Consider the following 20830-nt stretch of genomic DNA (forward strand, 5'->3'; position numbering starts at 1 on the left):
TTTCCTCCTAAAATCTCAGACGCTTACTATTTATGTAAGAAGTTAAATGGATAATACTTGTGACAAATCATACATATCACTTGAGAATTTTCTTGGTTGTCCAAGTACACTTAAAATATCATTATCAACGATTTGGTCTTTTTCGATTCCAACTGTTCGTCCACCTTTACCCTCCATAAGCAACTCAACTGCTCTTGCCCCAAGTCGACTTGCCAATACACGATCAAATCCAGTAGGTGTTCCTCCCCTTTGAATATGACCTAAAACTGATACTCTCGTTTCGATATTGATTGATTTTTTAAGTTCTTCTGCAAATTCTGTTGCACTCATTACTCCTTCGGCAACAATGATAATACTATGCTTTTTGCCACGTTTTTGTCCACTATGCAAGCGTTCAGCAATATTTTCCATATCATATTTTTCTTCTGGAACGAGTATTGTTTCAGCTCCACCCGCAAGGCCAGACCATAATGCAATATCTCCTGCATCTCGTCCCATTACTTCTATAATAAAAGTTCGTTCATGAGAAGATGCTGTGTCACGAATTCTATCGATAGCATTTAATACCGTATTCAATGCTGTATCAAACCCAATCGTAAATTGAGTTCCAGAAATATCATTGTCGATAGTTGCAGGCACACCGATGCAAGGAAATCCTTGTTCAGTCAAAGCTTTAGCACCCATAAATGAACCATCACCGCCAATGACTACAAGCGCATCTATACCAAACTTTTTTAGTTGTTCAATCCCTTTTTGCTGCCCTTCTTTCGTCTTAAACTCCTCACAGCGTGCAGAGCGAAGCATCGTTCCACCACGATGGATAATGTCCCCTACTGAACCAAGCTCCAATTGTTTAATATTCCCATTAATCAAACCGCTATAGCCTTGATAGATACCGTATGCTTCAAGACCATTATAAATAGACTTTCTTACTACGGCTCTGATGGCTGCGTTCATACCTGGTGCATCTCCGCCACTTGTTAAAATTCCTATTTTCTTCACTTTTGCCACCTCGATGTTCAATTAAAATTATTTCTACTATGTATAAAATAGATATTATTACTTTAAAAATACCATTTTACGAGGAGTTTCTCAAATATTACATAGAAATACTAAAAGCTATAAGAATAGCTGAATCAGCTTGATTTTCAATGGCCAGTGTGGATGCCCACATAGTTGTGGGTCCGCTGGCTAAGATAAAAGGAAGTAGTAGTTTTTTAGACAACTTCCTTTAGTCTCTCAGCTGGTGGGAGGTCAAGAAGTTTTATTATTTATAATTTCATCAAAGATATCATAACTCTTTTAATTGGAATTTCCTAGTAAATCATTAAAGAAGGCATTGCGCTAAATAGGCAATACCTTTAAGAGTGAATATTTTCTAATTGGTTTGTTTCTGAATATTTACCCATATGTTTAAACTTTTGATAGCGGTCTTCTATGAGCTTATCAACAGGAACCGATTGAAGTTGCTGAAGTGCTTTTAATATAACTTTATCAATTTCTTTCGCTTGCCCTTCTACGTCTTTATGGGCTCCGCCTTTTATTTCCGGAATGATTTCATCGATAATACCGAGTTCTTTTAAATCGGGAGCTGTAATTCTCATTGCTTCCGCAGCCTTTTTAGCTAAAGAAGCATCTTTCCATAATATAGAAGCGGCTCCTTCTGGTGAAATAACAGAGTAAGTGGAATTCTCAAGCATGAAGATGCGATCACCTACACCTAGTCCTAGAGCTCCCCCGCTTCCCCCCTCACCAATTACTATGCAAATAATAGGAACAGTGAGTCCAGCCATTTCAAAAAGATTTCTCGCGATTGCTTCACTTTGTCCTCGTTCTTCAGCAGCTTTTCCAGGAAAAGCACCTTTTGTATCAATAAAACAAATCACAGGACGATTAAATTTTTCTGCTTGTTTCATGAGTCGTAAAGCTTTCCGATATCCTTCAGGGTGAGGCATCCCAAAATTACGGCGGATATTTTCCTTCGTATCTCTTCCGCGCTGGTGTCCGACAACCGTCACAGGAATCCCTTTATATTTTGCAATTCCACCAACGAGGGCAGAATCATCTCCAAACACCCTATCCCCATGAAGTTCAAGAAAATCGGTAAAAATTAAATCTATATAGTCTAATGTTGTTGGCCTATTAGCGTGCCTAGCTACTTGAACACGATCCCAAGGGGCCATATTTTCATATATATCTTTTTCAAGTTTTTCTAATCGTGCTTCTAGCTTGTCAATTTCTTCAGACAAATCAACTTCGGAGTTTTTCGTGAATTCTCTTAGCTCCGCAATTTTATTACGAAGTTCCAGAACAGGCTTTTCAAATTCCAATCCATTTACCATGTGAGTTCACCTTCTTGCTGATGAGTTTCAAGTACGATCGTTAATTTGTCTTTTATATCCTTACGATGGATAACGGCATCAAGCTGACCATGCTCAAGAAGAAACTCAGCAGTTTGAAAATCTTCTGGAAGCTCTTCACGTATTGTTTGCTCAATGACTCTTCTGCCAGCGAATCCAATCAAAGCTTTTGGCTCGGCAAAATTATAATCTCCCAATGAAGCAAAGCTTGCGGATACTCCACCAGTAGTAGGATGTGTCATAAATGAGATAATCAACCCACCCTTGTCGCTAAACATTTTCAATGCTGCGCTTGTCTTAGCCATTTGCATGAGTGACAATACACCTTCCTGCATTCTTGCCCCACCAGATGCTGTAAAGATTAAGAATGGAACCCCTAGCTTAGCTGCTTCTTCAATAGCTCTGGCGATTTTTTCACCAACTACAGAACCCATACTTCCCATTCGGAAATGCGAATCCATAATGGCAATAACGACGCTTAACCCATTTATTTTACCAGTGCCCGTTAATACGGCCTCATCCAAATTCGTACTTTTCTTGTCTTTTTCAAGCTTCTCTAAATACCCCGGGAATCCAAGTGGGTTTGAAGAAGCGATCTGTTCTTCAAATTCAACGAATGACCCTTCATCAAGAAGACTCTCGACACGTTCATATGCTGTCATCCTCATATGGTGGTCACATTGGAGGCATACCTTTAAGTTTTTTTGTAAGTCCTTTGTATACATTATTTTTCTACATTCTGGACATTTTGTCATAATCCCTTCTGGAACATCTTGTTTTGCTGCTTCCGAAGGTATAGCTGCATATTTTTTCTTTTTAGGTTTAGAAAAAAGGTCCTTAAGCAATCTGAGTCCCCCTAAAAACGACTTTATCAACTAATTAGTATTTTAATCTGCTAGATAAGAGAATGGCTAGAGTCCTTTTTCTCATAAATAGCAATAGCTTTGTCTGAATTACCTTCAATGAGAGCATCTAATAACGACATTATATCATTTTGCCCTAGTTGGACTTTATTGTCCATTATTTCTGCCGAATAACTTTTCAATACTTCCCAAATTCTATATAGAAGGTAATTTCTTTCTAACGCCATAATCTTATCAAAAAGTGTTTCACTTTCATGAATTACATTTTTTCGTAAATTTTGAAGTTCTTCTTTATCCTCTAATAAACAAATATTTCGAATGATATCTTTCTCTAGTATTTCTTTTGTCTTCGTAATATCACTTTTTACATTTGGATCTTCCAAAATAAACATGCCGAGCAACTTAATCAGTTGATTATTTCTAAAATCTCCTAAAAAAGTTCCTTCACCTCGCCGTGTCTCAATCAAACCTAAAAGTTCCAACGACCTAAGGGCTTCACGAACTGAAGAGCGACCTACTTTTAGTCGCTCAGATAATTCACGCTCAGATGGAATTTTATCTCCTTGCTTTAAACCATCGCTTGATATCATTTCCTTTATATCTTTCACAATACTTAGATATACTTTGGATTGGCTCAATTCTCTCACTCGCCTTTTCCTATCACTGCGAGCCGCATCGTCCTTTTCTTTACTTCTTCCGGATCCACTTTTATTCGAGCAACTCCTGTTTCCATTGCAGCTTTTGCTACCGCTGCCGCCACATGAGGAGCAACGCGAGCGTCAAATGGTCCCGGGATAACATAATCGGCAGTCAATTCTTCTTCAGGAATTAGATCTGCTATCGCTGAAACGGCTGCCTGTTTCATTTTTTCATTAATATGGGTGGCTCTGACATCGAGAGCACCTCTAAAAATTCCAGGGAACGCAAGAACGTTATTCACTTGATTAGGAAAATCTGAACGTCCAGTCCCAATTACTTTTGCGCCTGCTTTCATTGCTTCGTCAGGCATAATTTCCGGAACAGGATTCGCCATAGCAAAAATAATAGGATCCGGATTCATCGTTTGGATCATTTCCTTTGTCAATGCTCCGGCAACAGAAACGCCAATAAACACATCTGCACCTTGAATAACATCTTTTAAGCTTCCACTCGCTTTATCCCGATTCGTATATTTTGCAACTGCTGCTTTTACATCATTCATGCCCTCTGGACGCCCTTCATAAATTGCACCCTTTGAATCACACATGATGATATCTCTAACTCCATAACTATATAAAAGTTTAATAATGGCGATACCTGCAGCACCTGCGCCATTGGCAACAACCCTAATACTGGACATACTTCGCCCGGTAATTTTGAGTGCATTCACAAGTCCTGCTACTGTTACTATCGCTGTTCCATGCTGGTCGTCATGAAAAACAGGAATGTTCGTCTCTTTCTTCAATCTTTCCTCAATCACGAAACAATTAGGAGCAGCTATATCTTCTAGATTCACGCCCCCAAAATTCGGCTCAAGAATTTTAACAGTTTGGATGATTTCTTCGATATTATGAGTATTAACACAAATAGGAAAAGCATCCACACCTGCAAAGCTTTTAAAAAGTACTGCCTTCCCTTCCATTACAGGAAGAGCTGCTTCAGGACCAATATTTCCAAGTCCAAGAACGGCGGTACCGTCAGAAACCACCGCTACCATATTACCTTTCATTGTATATTCGTACACTGTTTCAGGTTTTTCATAAATTTCCTTGCAAGGCTCCGCTACACCTGGAGAATAGGCAAGACTCAAGTCCTTAGCATTTCTGACTTCAACCTTTGATTTTGATTCCAGCTTCCCTTTGTGAATCTTATGCATGTGCAGTGCTTCTTCACGCAAAGTCAAAGAGTTTCACTCCTTCTTTTACTGAATCCACTGAAAGTAACTTGTCCATAGAAATCACAACAATCTTTACAACGCACACCCCTAAGGGCAAGATAACTTAGGTTGGAGCTAGTCTTAAATTAAACAGCTGTATAACAATTATAGGTCGAAAGTGGTCTGACCACAAAAAGCTTCTAAAACAATATAACATATTTTTGTCTATTTGAAAAAATTATTTTAGAATGACACAATCTTTTCCAAGCAGATTTTTAATCTCACTTAATGCAGTAGTTGTTGGCTCAATCCAATCGTCCATTGACAATTTGATTGTTTTTCTAGTCGTTTCATAATAAAGGACAATGGCCGTTTCACCTTTATGCCTATGGATAATTTCATGCAAAGAATGAAGGGTCTCCTTCGTGTGCATTTCGGCACTAATTTTAAGATATAGTGTAGCAGGTTCCTTCAAATCTTTTGCAAGCTGCATTTGTTGGATGATGAATTGAAGACTTCCATCCCTACTTTCTATATTCCCTGAAACGAGAACTATTTCTCCTTCTTTGCAAATTAAGGTAAAGCGTTTATATGTTTCAGGAAATACGACCGCCTCGATATCCCCCGTTGGATCACTTATCTTTAAAAAAGCCATTAAGTCCCCTTTTTTTGTTCTAATTGTTTTGACGTTTGTAATATAAACTCCCACTGCTATTTTCCTTTGATTCGGTTTTAATTCAATGAGCGGAATAGTTCCTGCTGAAAGAAAACGAGACGAATACATCGTAACGGGATGATCAGAAATATATAGTCCCAGCGCGTGTTTTTCTAATAATAGCTTATCTGTGGAACTAATTGGTTCAACCTCAATGTACTTAGGCTTAATATGAAACATCTCGTCTTCTTCAAATAAATCCATACTATCTTCTGATGGTCTCATTAATTCAGCATGCTCCATCGCTACATCTAAAGTAGCCAATAAAACTGCACGATCATAGCCAAATTCATCAAATGCACCAGAATGAACGAGCGCCTCCAAATTTTTTCGATTTACCGCTCGTTGTGGCACTCTTAGACAAAAATCAAAAAGATCTTTGAAAGGCTTGACATTACGGGCTTTAATAATTTCCTTTAATGTAGAGACACCTATCCCTTTTATCGCTGCAAGGCTAAATCTTATTCCTCCTTTTTCAGCAATAAAAGGATAATGACTTTGATTAACGGAAGGTGGGAGCACCTTAATGCCCATATGCTTTACTTCAGAAATGTACTCAGCAATCTTATCCTCATTTCCAATGACAGAAGTGAGTAATGCCGCCATAAAATCCTTTGGAAAGTTTGCTTTTAAATAGCTTAGCTGCCATGAAATGACACTATAAGCGACAGCGTGACTCCTATTAAATCCATAATTGGCAAAGCGAACAATTAAATCGTATGTAGCGTTTGCCAATTTCTCATCGTAGCCTTTCTTTAAAGCTCCTTCTACAAAATGTTTTCGTTCCCTGTCCAAAACTTCTTTCTTTTTCTTACTTACCGCCCTGCGCAGCAAATCAGCTTCACCTAGTGTAAAGCCTGCCATTACGGAAGCAATCTGCATAATTTGCTCTTGGTATACGATGACCCCATATGTTAGTTCCAAAATAGGTTTTAAATCCTGGTGAAGATACTGAACATGTTTTTTTCCGTGTTTGCGGGCAATATATTCAGGAATATTTTCCATTGGTCCTGGCCTGTAGAGCGCATTGACTGCCACGATATCCTCAAATTCAGTTGGTCCTAGTTCACGGAGAACCTTTCTCATCCCTTCTGATTCTAACTGGAATATTCCTGTTGTATCACCTTTTTTCAGCATGTTAAATGTTTTCTCGTCATGAAACGGTATCTCTTTAGGATTTATTTTTTTTCCTATCTGTCTATCAATACTTTTTATGACTCTTTCCAGCAAGGACAAGTTGCGAAGACCCAAAAAATCCATTTTAAGCAGGCCAATTTCTTCTAAGTCCTCCATGGGAAACTGGGTTAAATAGGTCCCGGTCTCCCCTCCTTGAATCGGAATAATGTCAATTAGAGGTTTTTCAGAAATAATTATGCCAGCCGCATGAGTCGAAGTATGACGCGGTAGACCTTCAATTTTCAAGGCAGTCTCGTATAGTTTTCGATTTAAATCTGATTCATTTACGAATGCTTTTAATCCTTCAGACTCTTTAAAAGCTTGTTCAAGGTTTGATCCGAATCTTGAAGGAATGAGCCTAGATAGCTGATCCATTTCCCTCGTGTTCATCCCAAAAACTCTCGCAGTATCACGAATAGCCGCTCTTGTCGCGAAAGTTCCGAATGTAATGATCTGAGCTACATGCAATTTTCCATATTTATTCATGACATATTCGATCACTTCATCGCGTCTATGATCAGGAAAATCAATATCGATATCCGGCATACTTACACGTTCTGGATTGAGAAACCTTTCAAATAACAACCCATGTTCAATCGGATCGACATCTGTTATCCCGAGGACATATGCGACTAATGATCCTGCTGCCGAACCACGACCCGGTCCCGTTAATATGGATTGTTCTCTAGAAAACTTCATAAAATCCCAAACAATTAAGAAATAATCATTGAATCCCATTTTCCCAATTATTTTTAATTCGTAATTTAATCGATCGATATATCGTTGATCTGAATGAACTATTCTTGCTTTCAAACCGGAGAAGCATAATCTTTTTAGAAGCTCTTCCGCGCTCTCACCTTCTGAAATCGGATATTTCGGAAGAAGCTCTTGATTTGTCTCGATCATAACGTTACATTGCTCTACAATTTTCAGCGTATTTTCCAATGCTTCAGGCATATTAGAAAATAACTCCGCCATTTCTTGTTGACTTTTAAAGTAATACTCGCTTACTTCCCCAGTTGGTTCTTCATAATTGGACAGTTTTTCTCCATCGCGAATCGCTTTCAAACATGTATAGGCAAATGCATCTTGTTTCTCTAAAAATCTAACATTATTCGTTGCCACAATAGGTATGTTTATTTTTTCGGCAATTGAACGAATGGATATATTCAGTGATTCATCTTCAGCCATTCCAAAATGTTGTAGAGTGATATAAAAGGAATCTTTTTCAAATAAATCTTCAAAAAATTTAATAATTTCTGCTGCTCCACTTATTTGCCCCTCTGAAATAAGTTGTCCAATTTTCCCATTGCGCCCGGAGGTCAAACCAATTAAGCCGCCTGTCAAAGATTGAAGTTTATTCAAGGAAATAAACTCTTCATGGGACGTTTTAATATAGCTTGATATTTTTAATAAGTTTTGATAACCTCGATTCGTTTTCGCTAACAATACAAGTGAATGCGTTTCGTTGCTTCCATCTGTTTTTACTTCAGCTATCATTCCAATGATTGGCTTAATATTCGCTTTTACACATGCTTTATAAAATGGCAACACACCATATAAAGCATGATGATCAGTCATGGCAAGTGCCGAATAATTATATTCCTTTGCCTTTTCTACAAGCGATTGAATAGAAATTGTACTTGATAACAGACTGTATGCTGTTGATATTTGTAAATGGGAAAAAATCATTATCTACACCCTTTCCCTAGTTCTTAAATATATGTTAATTTTTGTTTTCCGCTCCAGGCGCTAATTTTTTTGCGGACACCGAAAAACCGTTGGCGCTTGATTAGGGTCGACAAGCAAATGTTCTCCAACCCGAGAAGTTGTTCATTAACTTCTTGGGGTAGAGGTTATTTGACCTCGAGCCCCTAGACCCTGCAGCTAGACAAGGTACGGGAAGCCTCCTCTACGCTTAACGCTACTGCTGGCATTCCGTATACGTTATTCTCACAGGTGTCTCGCGCCTGCGGCTACAATCAATAAAGTTGCAAAATCTATATATTGAAACTTTTTTATTATAATAAAAATCTTTAAACCTTCTTCTATTATGGACCAGCCAGTAAAAAAAGAAAATATGTTCGCTTTCTCTTTTTTCATACAATTACCCTTTGTCCCATATATTGTATAAAAGGTAATTTTAGAAAATCGGAGATGGTGTTATGGATGAGGCTTTCTTTCCAACGTTTTTCAACTGCTATTTTATCGCCTTCGGTGTTATGCTTGGAGGTTCATTAATTGGGGGATTAGCTGCATTTATTACTGGCGAACCACTTTTGACAGAAATATCTAGAATAGGTGGCAGAGTTAGGATTTGGGCTATTATCGCAGCAATTGGCGGTACATTTGACACTGTTTATAGCTTTGAAAGAGGATTTCTAGATGGAGGAACAAAAGATATTTTCAAACAATTTTTATTGATTTTATCCGCAATGGGCGGTGCAAAATCTGCTGCCCTCATTATTAGTTGGTTAACGCAGGAATACATATCATGAGAATTCCTCCACTTTACAGAAACCCTGTATGGCAGCGTTTTTTTGCTGGGGCTGCCATCGGAGGCTGCATTAGTTGGATGATATTTTTATATATGTTTGGTGTCATGCAAGAAAGAAATGGCTATTTAATAGAGAAACAGGCTAAAGAGATAAAAACGTTACAAAACCAAATCATAATTTGGCAAGAAGACTACCGGGAACTTAATAAGAAAAATGAAGAAATGCTAACGATTCAAAAAATTGATGTGCGTTTAATTGGTTATGAAAAATATAATATTAAAGATAGGCAAAGTATATTTAACGTTGAAGAATCGATTAAAGAAGATTTAAAGTCTTTACTGGCAAAAGATCTTAGTACGGTTTATAAAAATAAAGATATAGTAAAAAAAACAATTGAAAACAAGAATGAGAATATAAACGGAAAAAAATATAAATTTATCGTCAAGGAAATGTACTTTTATACGACAATTAATATTACAGTTGAGCTGAGATTGGCCGGATAACGCCCGGCCAATCTACTATTTACATACCTCTGCAATCGCTCTCTTTACTCTTTCTGCTTCTTCCCAAGTATACACTGACGCACCAGCAGCAAGTGGGTGTCCACCGCCATGGTATTGCATCGCAATTGTATTCACAATAGGTCCTTTCGAACGCAATCTAACACGAATTTCATTTTCTTCTTCAATGAAAAAGCACCATGCTTTAATTCCTTTTATACTACTTAGCGAGCTGACGAGGATCGAAGCTTCAGATGCAGTTACATCAAATGAATTAAGTGTATCTTTTGTCAGCACAATGGTAGCTGCCCCATCTTCATTCATTTTAAAATTTTCATATACATATCCTTGTAGATTAATTAATTTAGGCTCCATCTCGTACATTTCATTAAACAATGAAGTTCGATCAAACTGGTATTCAATTAATTCACCTGCGTACTTAAACGTCTTTTTTGTCGTACTAGGATATATAAATCGACCTGTATCCCCGACAATTCCAGAGAAAATTAATCTTGCCGCTTCATCCGTCATTTTTAATCCTTCGTTTTTACCATCTAGATAAAAATCATAAATCATTTCGCTCGTAGAAGATGCGGAAGTGTCCACCCATAGTAAATCTCCATATTGATCTTCATTCGGGTGATGGTCAATTTTAATTAGCATGTCCCCTAAAGCATAGCGCTCATCACAGACTCGTTCTTGATTTGCTGTATCGCAAACAATCACAAGAGCTCCTTCATAGCAACCATCAGGGATAATATCAGGGACGAATAAATAATCAAGAGTATGATCCCGCTTGCCAACAACATGTATTTTCTTTTTCGGAAAAGAAGCTTTTAATATTTCAGCTAGTCCACCTTGAGATCCATATGCATCAGGATCTGGCCTTACATGCCGGTGAATAATAATAGTGTCATACTGTTTGATTACTTCTAATATTTTCTTCTTCATAACGTGCCCCTTTTCTAAAAAGTAAAAGAAAGTTAGGTTTTTATAAGTTTATATATTGTGTAACATGTCCCAGAGTCTATTGACGAACAAAAATGCTCGTTCTTGTTATCATAAGTAGACATCTATCGCAGTGCTTCAGTTTTTGTAATTAGACATAATGTCATTCAATATTCATTTCTCTTAAGTAGAATTTTAGTCCCATTATCGTTACAATTAAAGAATAAACGTTTAGATGAAATGGAGGCTATTTATTCAATGCCAATTTTGGTTTTCTTTATTATATTATCATTTTCTTTTTATATCTTTTACAAAATAAAATATGTACGCAGTAGGAGACCGATAGAGAAAAAAATGCTAAATGGAAAATCTAGCGTTGCACTTGGTCTTTTTGTTGGATTATTTGGTATAAACCAGCTTTTCCTATATGACACTACTCTCACATATATCATTGCAGCTGTTTTTATTGTATTGGGTGGATTCAGCGCTTGGATTGGTTTTAAGGTGTATCGTCACCATATGCCATATGCTATTAGGGAAGCAGAAGAAATGACAAAATCATAATTTATGGAGAGGCTTCTTAAATAGAGAAGCCTCTCTTTTTTCCATATTATGGACCTACATAATCACAGTAGTTTTCACATTTATTGGTGCCCTCTACTTTAAATAGTATCTAGTTTTACCAAGCAAATAGAACGACACCTTCAAATTCAACTGTAAAATATCATTCTGTCTCGTACTTGCTTACCATGTTCCTTATTATTTATCGATCAATTTACACATTAAAAGGGCTTTTCCAATTATCTCTGTACCATTAAGTACTTCCACATCTACCTTACCGAATTTTCTACCAGCTTCGAGAATTTTAGGCTGAACGGAAAGTACACTTTCCATTTGGGCTGGTTTGAGAAAATAGATCGTCATATTTTCGACTGCTAGTTCTCCTTTTTTCTGTTGCCTAAAAATCCTACTTGCTGCTTCTACCACGATGGACGTAAAAACTCCATAGGAAATCGTCCCAAGCTGGTTGGTCATTTGCGGTGTGACTTCAAACAAAAATGATGTATCCCCTGTATTTTCCCAAGACGAAAGTTGTTTTGAAACAGTATCATCAATCGTCTCCCCTACATGTGGCTGACGTTGAATCATTTGTAGGGCTTTTAAAACATCCTGCCTACTAATGATTCCTTCAAACCGTTGCTGTTCATTTATTACAGGCAATACTTCAATTCCTTCCCAAATCATCATATGAGCAACTGAAGCAACGCTTGTCTTTAATCCAACGGTTAAAGGATTTTTAGTCATCACTTTTTCTAACGACAACGACTCATCCTGACCTATAACATCTTTTCCTGTAACCATTCCAAGTACTTTCTGATTGGAATCAATGACTGGAAAACGGCTATGATTCGTTTCTTTCTTTTTGTTATACCAATCTCTAACTGTTTCTTTAACGTTCATACATGCAGCTTCAGAAGGAGGAGTTAAAATATCTTCAACTAAAATGATTTCTTTTTTGATTAATTGATCATAGATAGCTCTGTTAATCATCGTTGCTACTGTAAACGTATCATAGCTCGTCGATAAAATAGGGAGTTCTAACTCATCAGCTAATCTTTTAACAACATCGCTCGTATCAAAGCCTCCTGTAATTAGAACAGCGGCTCCCGCTCGTAATGCGTGTTCATGTACTTCTGTTCGATTCCCTACTATTAACAAATTACCGGCACCAGTATATCTCATTATCGCATCGATTTTCATTGCGCCAATGACAAATTTCGTAAGTGTCTTGTGAAGACCAGCTTTTCCTCCAAGCACTTGTCCATCGATGATATTTACAATTTCAGCGAATGTCAGTTTTTCAATATTATCTTTTTTCTTCCGCTCTATTCGGATTGTACCAACTCGTTCGATTGTACTGACATATCCTTTATTTTCAGCGTCTTTAATTGCTCTATATGCTGTTCCTTCACTTACTTTTAACGCTTTGGCAATTTGCCGTACTGATATTTTTTCTCCTACTGGGAGACTATCAATATGGCGAATGATTTGTTCATGCTTTGTCGACAAACTTTTCACCCTTTTCTCCTACCATTCAATTACCATTATTATATCGAGAAAAGGCACTATCAGCAATTTGCGGGAACTTATCGTGCTCGTAAACGCTTAACTTCAGAAGGTGAGACTTGTTTTTTTCCTACTGAATCTTTTCTTTTTGGTAAAAACAGAAGTGCCGATAAATTGCCTGCGATAACAATAAAAGCAAAAATGAGCCACGAAATGGCAAACATCCCTTCTAATCCTGATGCACTTATTGTTAGACGAGGTACAGCAAAATATAATAATGCTGCGCATAGAAGTAAACAAAGCAAATAGCGATTTTTCATGGTAAAGCCTCCTTGCATACTTTTTGTTATTGTATGCAAGGAGACAGTAGTAAAAAACCAATATCGATATTAAAGTTCTATAGTCTCTCCTACTTCCATGATTTTTCCTTTTGAAGGATCTTCCAGCAAATCAATAAATCTTTGTGGGTTCTGTCTAATAGAAGGAAATGTATTGTAATGAACCGGTATAACTAATTTTGCACCAGTAAGCTTCGCTGCTTCAGCTGCATCCTCGGGACCCATCGTAAAATTATCACCAATAGGCAAGAAAGCGAGATCAATGGGATGCCGTTCTCCAATTAATTTCATATCAGAAAATAGAGCGGTATCCCCTGCATGGTAAATTGTTTTTCCTTCAACTGTGAGAAGAACCCCTGTCGGCATTCCCATATAAATAATTTGCTTATCCTCTGTTACAACTGCTGAACTATGAAAAGCCTGTGTATATTTTACTTTTCCAAAATAAAATTCATAGGCCCCTCCAATATTCATCCCATGTGTATTTAACCCTTTCCAACCCAAATAGACCGCAAGCTCGTTCGGAGCAATGACAAGAGAATCGGAGCGCTTTGCAATTGCTTCGGTATCCCCCACATGATCCCCATGACCGTGAGTTAAAATAATGACATCCGCTTCCTCTTTCTCCGCATGTAAATCGGTAAGTGCGTTACCAGTTATAAAGGGATCAAACAAAATTGTTTTTCTTTCTGTTTGAATTTTTACAACTGAATGACCATGATAAGAAACTTTCATAGTAAAACACTCCTTCACAGATTCTTCTTAGTATGTCTTCGAGTCTTTATTGTCATTTCCCTTCAATTCCTTTTCTTAATCTAAAAAAACTGATACTCTTTTATCATAAGGAGAAAAGCGAAAGTGCTTGATCATCGACGTACTGGCCCACAGGATGTGGCAGTTTTTAGTCGACGTTCCTTCCTCGGCCTTTGACTTACGCAAAAGAAAGGTACGAGAAGTTAGCTAGTCGATAGGCGCTGGAACTGGATAATTTTCTTACTGATAAGGAGCTGAATTCTTTTGAATGAAAGGCTGACAAATCTGACAAATTGGCTTAAGAATGAACAAATCGATGCTGCGTTTATAACTTCACCCGATAATGTTTTTTACTTATCCGGTTTTTCAAGTGACCCTCATGAGCGTTTGCTTGGGCTTGCCGTATTTCCAGAGCAGGAACCTTTTTTAATCTGTCCAAAAATGGAAGTGAATGATGCTAAAAATTCAGGGTGGAGCTTTGAAGTCATAGGATATGACGACACAGAAAGACCATGGGATTTTGTTGAGGAAAGGGTAAAAGCACGAGTACATAATGTGCAAAGATGGGCAATAGAAAAAGAACATTTAAATGTGGAAAGATATGAAGAACTATTATCTCGTTTTAAAGGAGCAACCTTTCACAACGCTGAAGCCATCCTTCATCAATTACGAATGATAAAAGATGACAATGAAATTTCACTACTTCGAAAAGCATGTGAGCTTGCCGACTTTGCTGTCCAAGTCGGAGTGAATGAGATTAAGGAAGGTAAGACTGAACTCGATATTATAGCAGCTATCGAATATGAAGTGAAGAAAAAAGGTGTTTCCGGTATGTCTTTCGACACGATGGTGCTTACAGGAGCTAACGCAGCTTCTCCTCACGGAACGCCCGGCAACACGAAAATTCAAAAAGGTGATTTCGTATTATTCGATTTAGGAGTTATTTATAAAGGTTATTGTTCTGATATAACGAGAACGGTTGCTTATGGTGAGATTAATGCAGAGCAAGAAAAAATTTATCGTACTGTATTGCAAGCCGAAGAGGCTGCAGTGAATGCCACAAGGCCAGGAGTACTTGCGAAAGACCTTGATTCTATTGCACGGGAAATAATCGATCAAGGTGGATATGGAGATTATTTTCCACATCGACTTGGTCACGGACTTGGAATCAGTGTCCATGAATATCCTTCCATGACTGCAACGAATGAGCTAGAACTAAAGTCGGGAATGGTTTTCACTATTGAACCAGGAATTTATGTGCCAGGAGTGGCTGGTGTAAGAATCGAAGACGATGTGTTAGTAACTGAAAATGGTGTAGAAGTGTTGACAAAGTTTCCAAAAACGCTTGTCATATAATTATTTTTAGAAGACCAAGTCCATTAGATTTGGTCTTTTACTTTAGCTAAATTAACATTTCATAATAAGGTTCTTCCTGTTGAGTATCTTCGAACCACTTCATTCCTTTATATTCAAAGCCAATTTTCTCTAATATTTTTAAAGATTTCGCATTACCTTGGTCTGCTGAAGCATAAATACTTCTTACTTTGGCATTTTTCTTTGCAATTTTCACACAAGCATCAGCAGCTTCAGTTGCATAACCTTTACCCCAAGAGTCCTTGGAAAAGTGGTAGAGAAGTTCAATGTTTTCTAAAGAACCTCTTATATTAAAACCAGCAGCACCAATTACTTTTTCCGTTTCTTTTTCAACAACAGCATAGACAGAAAGACCTTTTTCCTTATGACAGCGAATATAGGCATCTATTACTTTCCCTAGCTTTTCATAAGGAATCGATCCTCCACAATACGCCATAACCTCGGCATTCCCCCAAAAATCCTTAGCAGCATTCAAATCATCTGCTTCAAAAACTTTTACTATTAATCTATTAGTTTTATATAGAACTTCCATTGGATCACCTCAGAGTTAATTGAAGAGAGGCTTGGATATCCAAGCCCCTTTCTATTTCCATATTTATTCTAATAACTCTCTCGTATCCTGATAAGGATATTGGAACGCTTCTGCCACTGCTTTATACGTAATATGACCCTTGAGGGTATTGACACCTTGAAGCAATGTCTCATTTTCAAGACATGCTTGTTTATACCCTTTATTTGCAATTTGCAGAGCATATGGCACGGTCACATTAGTTAACGCTATTGTAGAAGTACGTGGAACTGCTCCCGGCATATTAGCTACCGCATAGTGAACAACTCCGAATTTCTCATATGTTGGATTATCGTGAGTCGTAATACGATCGCTCGTTTCAAAAATTCCTCCTTGATCAATAGCGATATCAACGACCACAGAGCCTTGCTTCATCGTCTTGATCATATCAGCCGTGACGAGCTTCGGCGCTTTCGCGCCAGGAATTAATACCGCACCGATGACAAGGTCGGAATCTTTAACAGCTTGTGCTATATTGAATGGGTTTGATATTAGTGTCGTAACATCGTGCCCGAATAAATCATCAAGCTGACGTAAACGATCTGGGACTAAATCGATAATCGTTACATCTGCACCCATACCAACTGCGATTTTTGCAGCATTCGTACCTGCAACACCGCCTCCGATTATTGTCACTTTTCCTCTAGGTACTCCGGGTACTCCAGAAAGAAGAATCCCTTGCCCTCCATTTTTTTTCTGAAGGAATTGTGCACCTATTTGGACAGACATTCGGCCAGCAACCTCACTCATTGGTGTTAAAAGCGGCAAGGTTTTATTCGGAAGCTGAACTGTTTCATATGCAATTCCAGTTACTTTATTTTCGATCATGGCATCCACAAGTTGTTGCTCATTTGCCAAATGTAAATATGTGAATAGAATTAATTCTTCACGCAAAAATCGAAATTCTTCTTCAAGCGGTTCCTTTACCTTCATAACCATTTCTTGAGCCCAGGCTTCTTCAGCGGTGTTAACAATTTTAGCTCCTGATTGTATGTAATCTTCGTCCGTGAATCCCGAACCGAGACCGGCACCTGTTTCAATATAAACTTCGTGCCCAGCCGTAGTTAGTGTTACAACTCCCGCAGGGGTCATCGCGACTCGATTTTCATTATTAATTATCTCTTTTGGAATTCCAATTCGCATTACCATGTCCTCCTGTTCGATGATTCTACACATTCCATCATAACATTATGGCAGAACCATGACAGCACTTTTTTCTTTTTTAGTGTAAAAATTCAAAAGATTTTATGCTAAAGGAAAGGCTTTTCATCTAGAAAAGCCTTCCTAATTATTCATTAATTCTTTCTTCCAGTATTTCATCATTTATATCGTTTTGATCAATGGCCCCACTTCTATAAACATCTCGTATTTGTTCTATCGTTTCTTCATTATTTTCCTCATTATATTGATATTGTTGTTGAACGTCCTTCTTCTTCATAAGACATCTCCTTTTCTGTTTTACCTATTATTCGATATTTAAAAACAGAAAATCCTTCCTAATTATGTTAAAATATTGGAAAGAGTATTAGGAGGCTGGAAAAAATGACACTTATGTATCATAACATTTTAGTCGCAGTCGACGGTTCTAAGTCTGCAGAATGTGCCTTCAAAAAAGCCGTCCAAATTGCCAAACGCAATAACGCCAAGCTAACTCTTATTCATGTCATTGACACGAGATCCTTTGCAACCATTGACGCCTACAATGGAACGATGTCGGAAAGAGCCAAAACGTATGCAAAAGAATTACTGGAACAATACACACAAGAAGCTGAAGCACAGCAATTTACTAATTTTGAAGGATTAGTCGAATATGGCTCTCCAAAAACGGTAATTCCAAAACAAATCGCCAAAAAAATAAAAGCTGATTTAATCATATGCGGAGCAACAGGTCTTAACGCTGTTGAACGACTTTTGATAGGAAGCGTATCCGAACATATTATGCGTTCAGCAGAATGCGATGTTTTAATTGTCAGAACAGAAGAAGAAAAACTATAAAAATAAAGAGCATTATTCCTGTTTTACCAGGGATATGCTCTTTTTTAATGGTTTTCGTTATGAATTTTCAAATGTCCTCATTTTTCCTAACAATCTTTTTGAGTTTGTGGCCAAGTGTCACCACTTTACTAGCAATTCTGATGAGTTTACTAGCCGCATTCACGATTTTACTACCACGAATTAACTGGCAAACACTTAACAATACCAGCAAAGTCCCATGCATCTGTCTATATCAATTGTTTCGCTTTTTCCAATTGAATCTTCACTTGGTCAAAACCTGTTCCGCCGTATGAATTTCTTCGTTTAACCGCTTCTCTTGGAGATAGAATGACGAACACGTCTTCTTCAATTTTTGAACAGGCTTCTTGAAGTTGATCTAGTGGTAAGTCAAGTAAGTAGCAATTTTGCTGTATGCAAGTTAATACGAGCTTCCCAACTATTTCATGCGCTTCACGGAATGGGATTCCTTTTGCAGCCAAATAATCGGCAAGTTCCGTCGCATTAGAAAAATCTTGGTTTACTGCAGATTCCATTTCTTTATTTTTCACGGTCATTGTTTTAATCATACCAGTGAAAATTTTTAAAGATCCAATCATCGTATGAACCGTATCAAACATGCCCTCTTTATCTTCTTGCATGTCTTTATTATAAGTAAGCGGCAGTCCTTTCAGCACTGTCAGCATACCAACGAGATTCCCTATGACGCGACCACTCTTCCCTCTAATTAACTCAGCCATATCCGGATTTTTCTTTTGAGGCATAATACTGCTTCCGGTTGCATATGCATCATCCAATTCAATAAAGCTGAATTCTTTGCTTGTCCAAAGAATAATTTCTTCTGCAAGTCTGGAAAGATGTGTAATCGTCAAAGCAGAATTGCTAAGAAACTCGACAACAAAATCACGATCACTTACAGCATCCATACTATTTTCATATACACTAGAAAAACCTAATTGCTCTGCAGTATAAAAACGATCGATGGGGAAAGTTGTTCCTGCCAGGGCGCTTGCTCCGAGAGGAGAAATATCAATTCGTTTCATGCTATCTTCAAAGCGTCCATAGTCGCGCTCCAACATCCAAAAATACGCGAGCATATGATGAGCAAATGAAACCGGCTGTGCACGTTGCAAATGGGTATAGCCCGGAAACACCGTTTCGACGTTTTTCTCTGCCTGATTAAGAAGAGCTGATTGCAATTCTTTAATGTGTTCCATAATGACTAAAACTTGCTTTTTTAAATACAAATGCATATCAGTTGCAACTTGGTCATTTCTACTTCTTCCTGTATGAAGCTTCCCTCCAACAGGACCGATTTCATTAATTAGCATTTTTTCGAGGTTTAAATGAATATCTTCCTCTGAAATCGAGTATTGCAATTCTCCGGCTTCGGCTTTTTGCTTCAGCTTATGTAAGCCTGCTGCGATTTGCTCACTCTCATCAAGTGGAATAATATTTGATTTCCCGAGCATTTTAACATGGGCAATGCTGCCTTCAATATCTTCCAGTACTAGCTCCTGATCAAAGGAGATGGAGGCGCCGAATTCTTCAATCCATTGTTCGGATGACTTTGAAAAGCGCCCTCCCCATGCTTTTTTCATGCTTTAACCCCATCCTTTTTGTGAATCATGCTGTGAACTTCAGTTGGGAGACCCCATAGTTTAATAAAGCCAACTGATGCTGATTGATCGAATTCATCATCCGCTGTATAAGTTGCAAGTTTTTCATTGTATAAAGAATTCGGTGATTTTCTTCCTTCAACAATCGCATGACCTTTAAATAGCTTCACTCTAACTGTGCCATTTACGTACTGTTGTGATTCTTTTAAAAACGCGATAAGCGCTGGCTTTAAAGCTGAAAACCATAACCCATCATAAATTAGTTCTGTTAATTTTTTTGATATAACTGGTTTAAAATGAGCTAATTCTTTAACAAGAGTCAAATCCTCTAATTCTTTATGCGCAGTTAAAAGAGTCATAGCTCCCGGACACTCGTATACTTCACGAGATTTAATACCAACTAATCTGTTTTCAACATGATCGATTCTTCCAACTCCATGTTTACCGGCAAGTGCATTTAATTTTAGAATCAATTCACTTAAAGGATATTTTTTTCCATCGATAGATACGGGAACGCCTTTAACAAATTCAATTTCAATCACATCAGGAGTATTAGGCGTATCTTCCAATGCAGCCGTTAATTCATATGCATTTTCAGGAGGAGCAGCCCAAGGATCTTCTAAAATCCCACATTCATTTGCTCTACCCCATAAGTTTTGATCAACTGAGAAAGGACTATCTAAATCGATCGGAATCGGAATTCCTTTTTCTTTTGCATAAGCAATCTCTTCTTCACGTGACCAGCTCCATTCACGTACAGGTGCCAGTACTTCTAGATCTGGATTCAATGCTTTAATTGATACTTCAAAACGAACTTGGTCATTTCCTTTTCCAGTACAACCGTGTGCCACGGCATCTGCTTTTTCTTTTTCAGCGACTTCAACTAATTTTTTTGAAATAAGTGGTCTCGATAAGGCAGAAACGAGTGGATATTTATCTTCATACATTGTGTGGGCTTGAAGGGCGATTAATGCATATTCATTCGCGAATTCCTCTTTCGCATCAATCACATAACTCTTTGATGCTCCCATATCCAATGCTTTTGATTGTATAAATGCTAGGTCTTTGCCTTCACCTACATCTAGGCAGCAAGCTACAACCTCATAGCCTTGATCAATAAACCATTTTATCGCAACTGATGTGTCCAAACCTCCAGAATAGGCAAGAACAACTTTCTTTTTCATGTTAATTCCTCCTGAACGTC

At 37.8% G+C, this 20830-nt stretch carries 20 protein-coding genes; 5 read left to right on the forward strand and 15 right to left on the reverse strand.

The window, feature by feature from the left end; translation table 11 throughout:
• Positions 1-42: 42 nt before the first annotated feature.
• The 6 genes from pfkA to dnaE form a co-directional block, all read right to left on the reverse strand.
• Positions 43-1002, reverse strand: a complete 960-nt coding sequence (gene pfkA, locus KHA97_RS07785; protein WP_213124119.1) for a 6-phosphofructokinase — start codon at positions 1000-1002, stop codon at positions 43-45.
• 359 nt (positions 1003-1361) lie between these two features.
• Complete coding sequence (gene accA / locus KHA97_RS07790; RefSeq protein ID WP_213124120.1) at positions 1362-2342, reverse strand: acetyl-CoA carboxylase carboxyl transferase subunit alpha; 981 nt, start codon at positions 2340-2342, stop codon at positions 1362-1364.
• A complete protein-coding gene (accD, locus tag KHA97_RS07795) occupies positions 2336-3205 on the reverse strand; it encodes an acetyl-CoA carboxylase, carboxyltransferase subunit beta (protein WP_213124121.1) in 870 nt (289 codons plus the stop codon). The genes accA and accD overlap by 7 nt, the downstream gene beginning before the upstream one ends.
• 50 nt (positions 3206-3255) lie before the next feature.
• Positions 3256-3870, reverse strand: coding sequence for a FadR/GntR family transcriptional regulator (locus tag KHA97_RS07800; RefSeq protein ID WP_325167421.1), 615 nt, complete (start codon positions 3868-3870; stop codon positions 3256-3258).
• Positions 3867-5105 (reverse strand): NAD(P)-dependent malic enzyme, encoded by a 1239-nt coding sequence (locus tag KHA97_RS07805; RefSeq protein ID WP_213124122.1) that lies wholly within the window; start codon positions 5103-5105, stop codon positions 3867-3869. The genes KHA97_RS07800 and KHA97_RS07805 overlap by 4 nt, the downstream gene beginning before the upstream one ends.
• A 211-nt stretch (positions 5106-5316) precedes the next feature.
• A complete protein-coding gene (gene dnaE, locus KHA97_RS07810) occupies positions 5317-8661 on the reverse strand; it encodes a DNA polymerase III subunit alpha (protein WP_213124123.1) in 3345 nt (1114 codons plus the stop codon).
• A gap of 473 nt (positions 8662-9134) precedes the next feature.
• Here dnaE and KHA97_RS07815 point away from each other — a divergent pair, with 473 nt between their 5' ends.
• The gene (locus KHA97_RS07815) at positions 9135-9467 is read left to right on the forward strand and encodes a YtrH family sporulation protein (protein ID WP_213124124.1); all 333 of its coding nucleotides are present in this window, start codon (positions 9135-9137) and stop codon (positions 9465-9467) included.
• Entirely contained in the window at positions 9464-9970 is a 507-nt protein-coding gene (ytrI, locus tag KHA97_RS07820; RefSeq protein ID WP_213124125.1) for a sporulation membrane protein YtrI, read from the forward strand. Before KHA97_RS07815 ends, ytrI begins: the two co-directional genes overlap by 4 nt.
• A 15-nt stretch (positions 9971-9985) precedes the next feature.
• On the opposite strand, the gene KHA97_RS07825 is transcribed toward ytrI, so the two are convergent.
• Positions 9986-10918 carry a DHH family phosphoesterase gene (locus tag KHA97_RS07825; RefSeq protein WP_213124126.1) on the reverse strand — a complete coding sequence of 311 codons (933 nt, stop codon included), beginning with the start codon at positions 10916-10918 and terminating at the stop codon, positions 9986-9988.
• A gap of 255 nt (positions 10919-11173) precedes the next feature.
• Here KHA97_RS07825 and KHA97_RS07830 point away from each other — a divergent pair, with 255 nt between their 5' ends.
• Positions 11174-11479, forward strand: coding sequence for a YtpI family protein (locus KHA97_RS07830; protein ID WP_213124127.1), 306 nt, complete (start codon positions 11174-11176; stop codon positions 11477-11479).
• A 195-nt stretch (positions 11480-11674) separates the two neighbouring features.
• Here KHA97_RS07830 and KHA97_RS07835 read toward each other — a convergent pair whose 3' ends face one another.
• The 3 genes from KHA97_RS07835 to KHA97_RS07845 form a co-directional block, all read right to left on the reverse strand.
• Positions 11675-12985, reverse strand: coding sequence for a CBS domain-containing protein (locus KHA97_RS07835; RefSeq protein WP_213124352.1), 1311 nt, complete (start codon positions 12983-12985; stop codon positions 11675-11677).
• A gap of 77 nt (positions 12986-13062) precedes the next feature.
• A complete protein-coding gene (locus tag KHA97_RS07840) occupies positions 13063-13302 on the reverse strand; it encodes a hypothetical protein (RefSeq protein WP_213124128.1) in 240 nt (79 codons plus the stop codon).
• A gap of 69 nt (positions 13303-13371) precedes the next feature.
• Complete coding sequence (locus KHA97_RS07845) at positions 13372-14055, reverse strand: metal-dependent hydrolase (RefSeq protein WP_213124129.1); 684 nt, start codon at positions 14053-14055, stop codon at positions 13372-13374.
• A 282-nt stretch (positions 14056-14337) separates the two neighbouring features.
• Here KHA97_RS07845 and KHA97_RS07850 point away from each other — a divergent pair, with 282 nt between their 5' ends.
• Positions 14338-15429 carry a M24 family metallopeptidase gene (locus tag KHA97_RS07850; protein ID WP_213124130.1) on the forward strand — a complete coding sequence of 364 codons (1092 nt, stop codon included), beginning with the start codon at positions 14338-14340 and terminating at the stop codon, positions 15427-15429.
• 46 nt (positions 15430-15475) lie between these two features.
• On the opposite strand, the gene KHA97_RS07855 is transcribed toward KHA97_RS07850, so the two are convergent.
• The 3 genes from KHA97_RS07855 to KHA97_RS07865 all read right to left on the reverse strand — a co-directional run bounded on the left by KHA97_RS07855 (position 15476) and on the right by KHA97_RS07865 (position 17453).
• The gene (locus tag KHA97_RS07855; RefSeq protein WP_213124131.1) at positions 15476-15979 is read right to left on the reverse strand and encodes a GNAT family N-acetyltransferase; all 504 of its coding nucleotides are present in this window, start codon (positions 15977-15979) and stop codon (positions 15476-15478) included.
• Positions 15980-16042: 63 nt separating this feature from the next.
• Positions 16043-17158 carry an alanine dehydrogenase gene (ald, locus tag KHA97_RS07860; RefSeq protein ID WP_213124132.1) on the reverse strand — a complete coding sequence of 372 codons (1116 nt, stop codon included), beginning with the start codon at positions 17156-17158 and terminating at the stop codon, positions 16043-16045.
• Between the two features lie 145 nt (positions 17159-17303).
• Entirely contained in the window at positions 17304-17453 is a 150-nt protein-coding gene (locus KHA97_RS07865) for a hypothetical protein (protein WP_213124133.1), read from the reverse strand.
• A 104-nt stretch (positions 17454-17557) separates the two neighbouring features.
• On the opposite strand from KHA97_RS07865, the gene KHA97_RS07870 reads away from it, so the two are divergent.
• Entirely contained in the window at positions 17558-18010 is a 453-nt protein-coding gene (locus KHA97_RS07870) for a universal stress protein (RefSeq protein ID WP_213124134.1), read from the forward strand.
• Positions 18011-18237: 227 nt separating this feature from the next.
• Here the strand turns inward: KHA97_RS07870 and argH are convergent, their stop codons facing one another.
• Together argH and KHA97_RS07880 are read right to left on the reverse strand one after the other, a co-directional pair.
• On the reverse strand, positions 18238-19608 hold the full coding sequence (argH, locus tag KHA97_RS07875) for an argininosuccinate lyase (RefSeq protein ID WP_213124135.1): 1371 nt from the start codon (positions 19606-19608) through the stop codon (positions 18238-18240).
• Positions 19605-20816 (reverse strand): argininosuccinate synthase, encoded by a 1212-nt coding sequence (locus KHA97_RS07880; protein WP_213124353.1) that lies wholly within the window; start codon positions 20814-20816, stop codon positions 19605-19607. Before KHA97_RS07880 ends, argH begins: the two co-directional genes overlap by 4 nt.
• Positions 20817-20830 lie beyond the last annotated feature (14 nt).

The organism is Lederbergia citri, assembly GCF_018343625.1.
Taxonomy (GTDB): Bacteria; Bacillota; Bacilli; order Bacillales; family Bacillaceae_C; genus Lederbergia; species Lederbergia citri.

Bases quoted from the DNA above. Each gene is read 5' to 3' on its own strand.
- KHA97_RS07870 (WP_213124134.1), top strand. From the start codon at position 17,558: ATGACACTTATGTATCATAACATTTTAGTCGCAGTCGACGGTTCTAAG.
- dnaE (WP_213124123.1), bottom strand. From the start codon at position 8,661: ATGATTTTTTCCCATTTACAAATATCAACAGCATACAGTCTGTTATCA.
- ytrI (WP_213124125.1), top strand. From the start codon at position 9,464: ATGAGAATTCCTCCACTTTACAGAAACCCTGTATGGCAGCGTTTTTTT.
- KHA97_RS07815 (WP_213124124.1), top strand. From the start codon at position 9,135: ATGGATGAGGCTTTCTTTCCAACGTTTTTCAACTGCTATTTTATCGCC.
- KHA97_RS07845 (WP_213124129.1), bottom strand. From the start codon at position 14,055: ATGAAAGTTTCTTATCATGGTCATTCAGTTGTAAAAATTCAAACAGAA.
- KHA97_RS07825 (WP_213124126.1), bottom strand. From the start codon at position 10,918: ATGAAGAAGAAAATATTAGAAGTAATCAAACAGTATGACACTATTATT.
- accA (WP_213124120.1), bottom strand. From the start codon at position 2,342: ATGGTAAATGGATTGGAATTTGAAAAGCCTGTTCTGGAACTTCGTAAT.
- KHA97_RS07840 (WP_213124128.1), bottom strand. From the start codon at position 13,302: ATGAAAAATCGCTATTTGCTTTGTTTACTTCTATGCGCAGCATTATTA.
- KHA97_RS07830 (WP_213124127.1), top strand. From the start codon at position 11,174: ATGCCAATTTTGGTTTTCTTTATTATATTATCATTTTCTTTTTATATC.
- argH (WP_213124135.1), bottom strand. From the start codon at position 19,608: ATGAAAAAAGCATGGGGAGGGCGCTTTTCAAAGTCATCCGAACAATGG.
- ald (WP_213124132.1), bottom strand. From the start codon at position 17,158: ATGCGAATTGGAATTCCAAAAGAGATAATTAATAATGAAAATCGAGTC.
- KHA97_RS07865 (WP_213124133.1), bottom strand. From the start codon at position 17,453: ATGAAGAAGAAGGACGTTCAACAACAATATCAATATAATGAGGAAAAT.
- KHA97_RS07855 (WP_213124131.1), bottom strand. From the start codon at position 15,979: ATGGAAGTTCTATATAAAACTAATAGATTAATAGTAAAAGTTTTTGAA.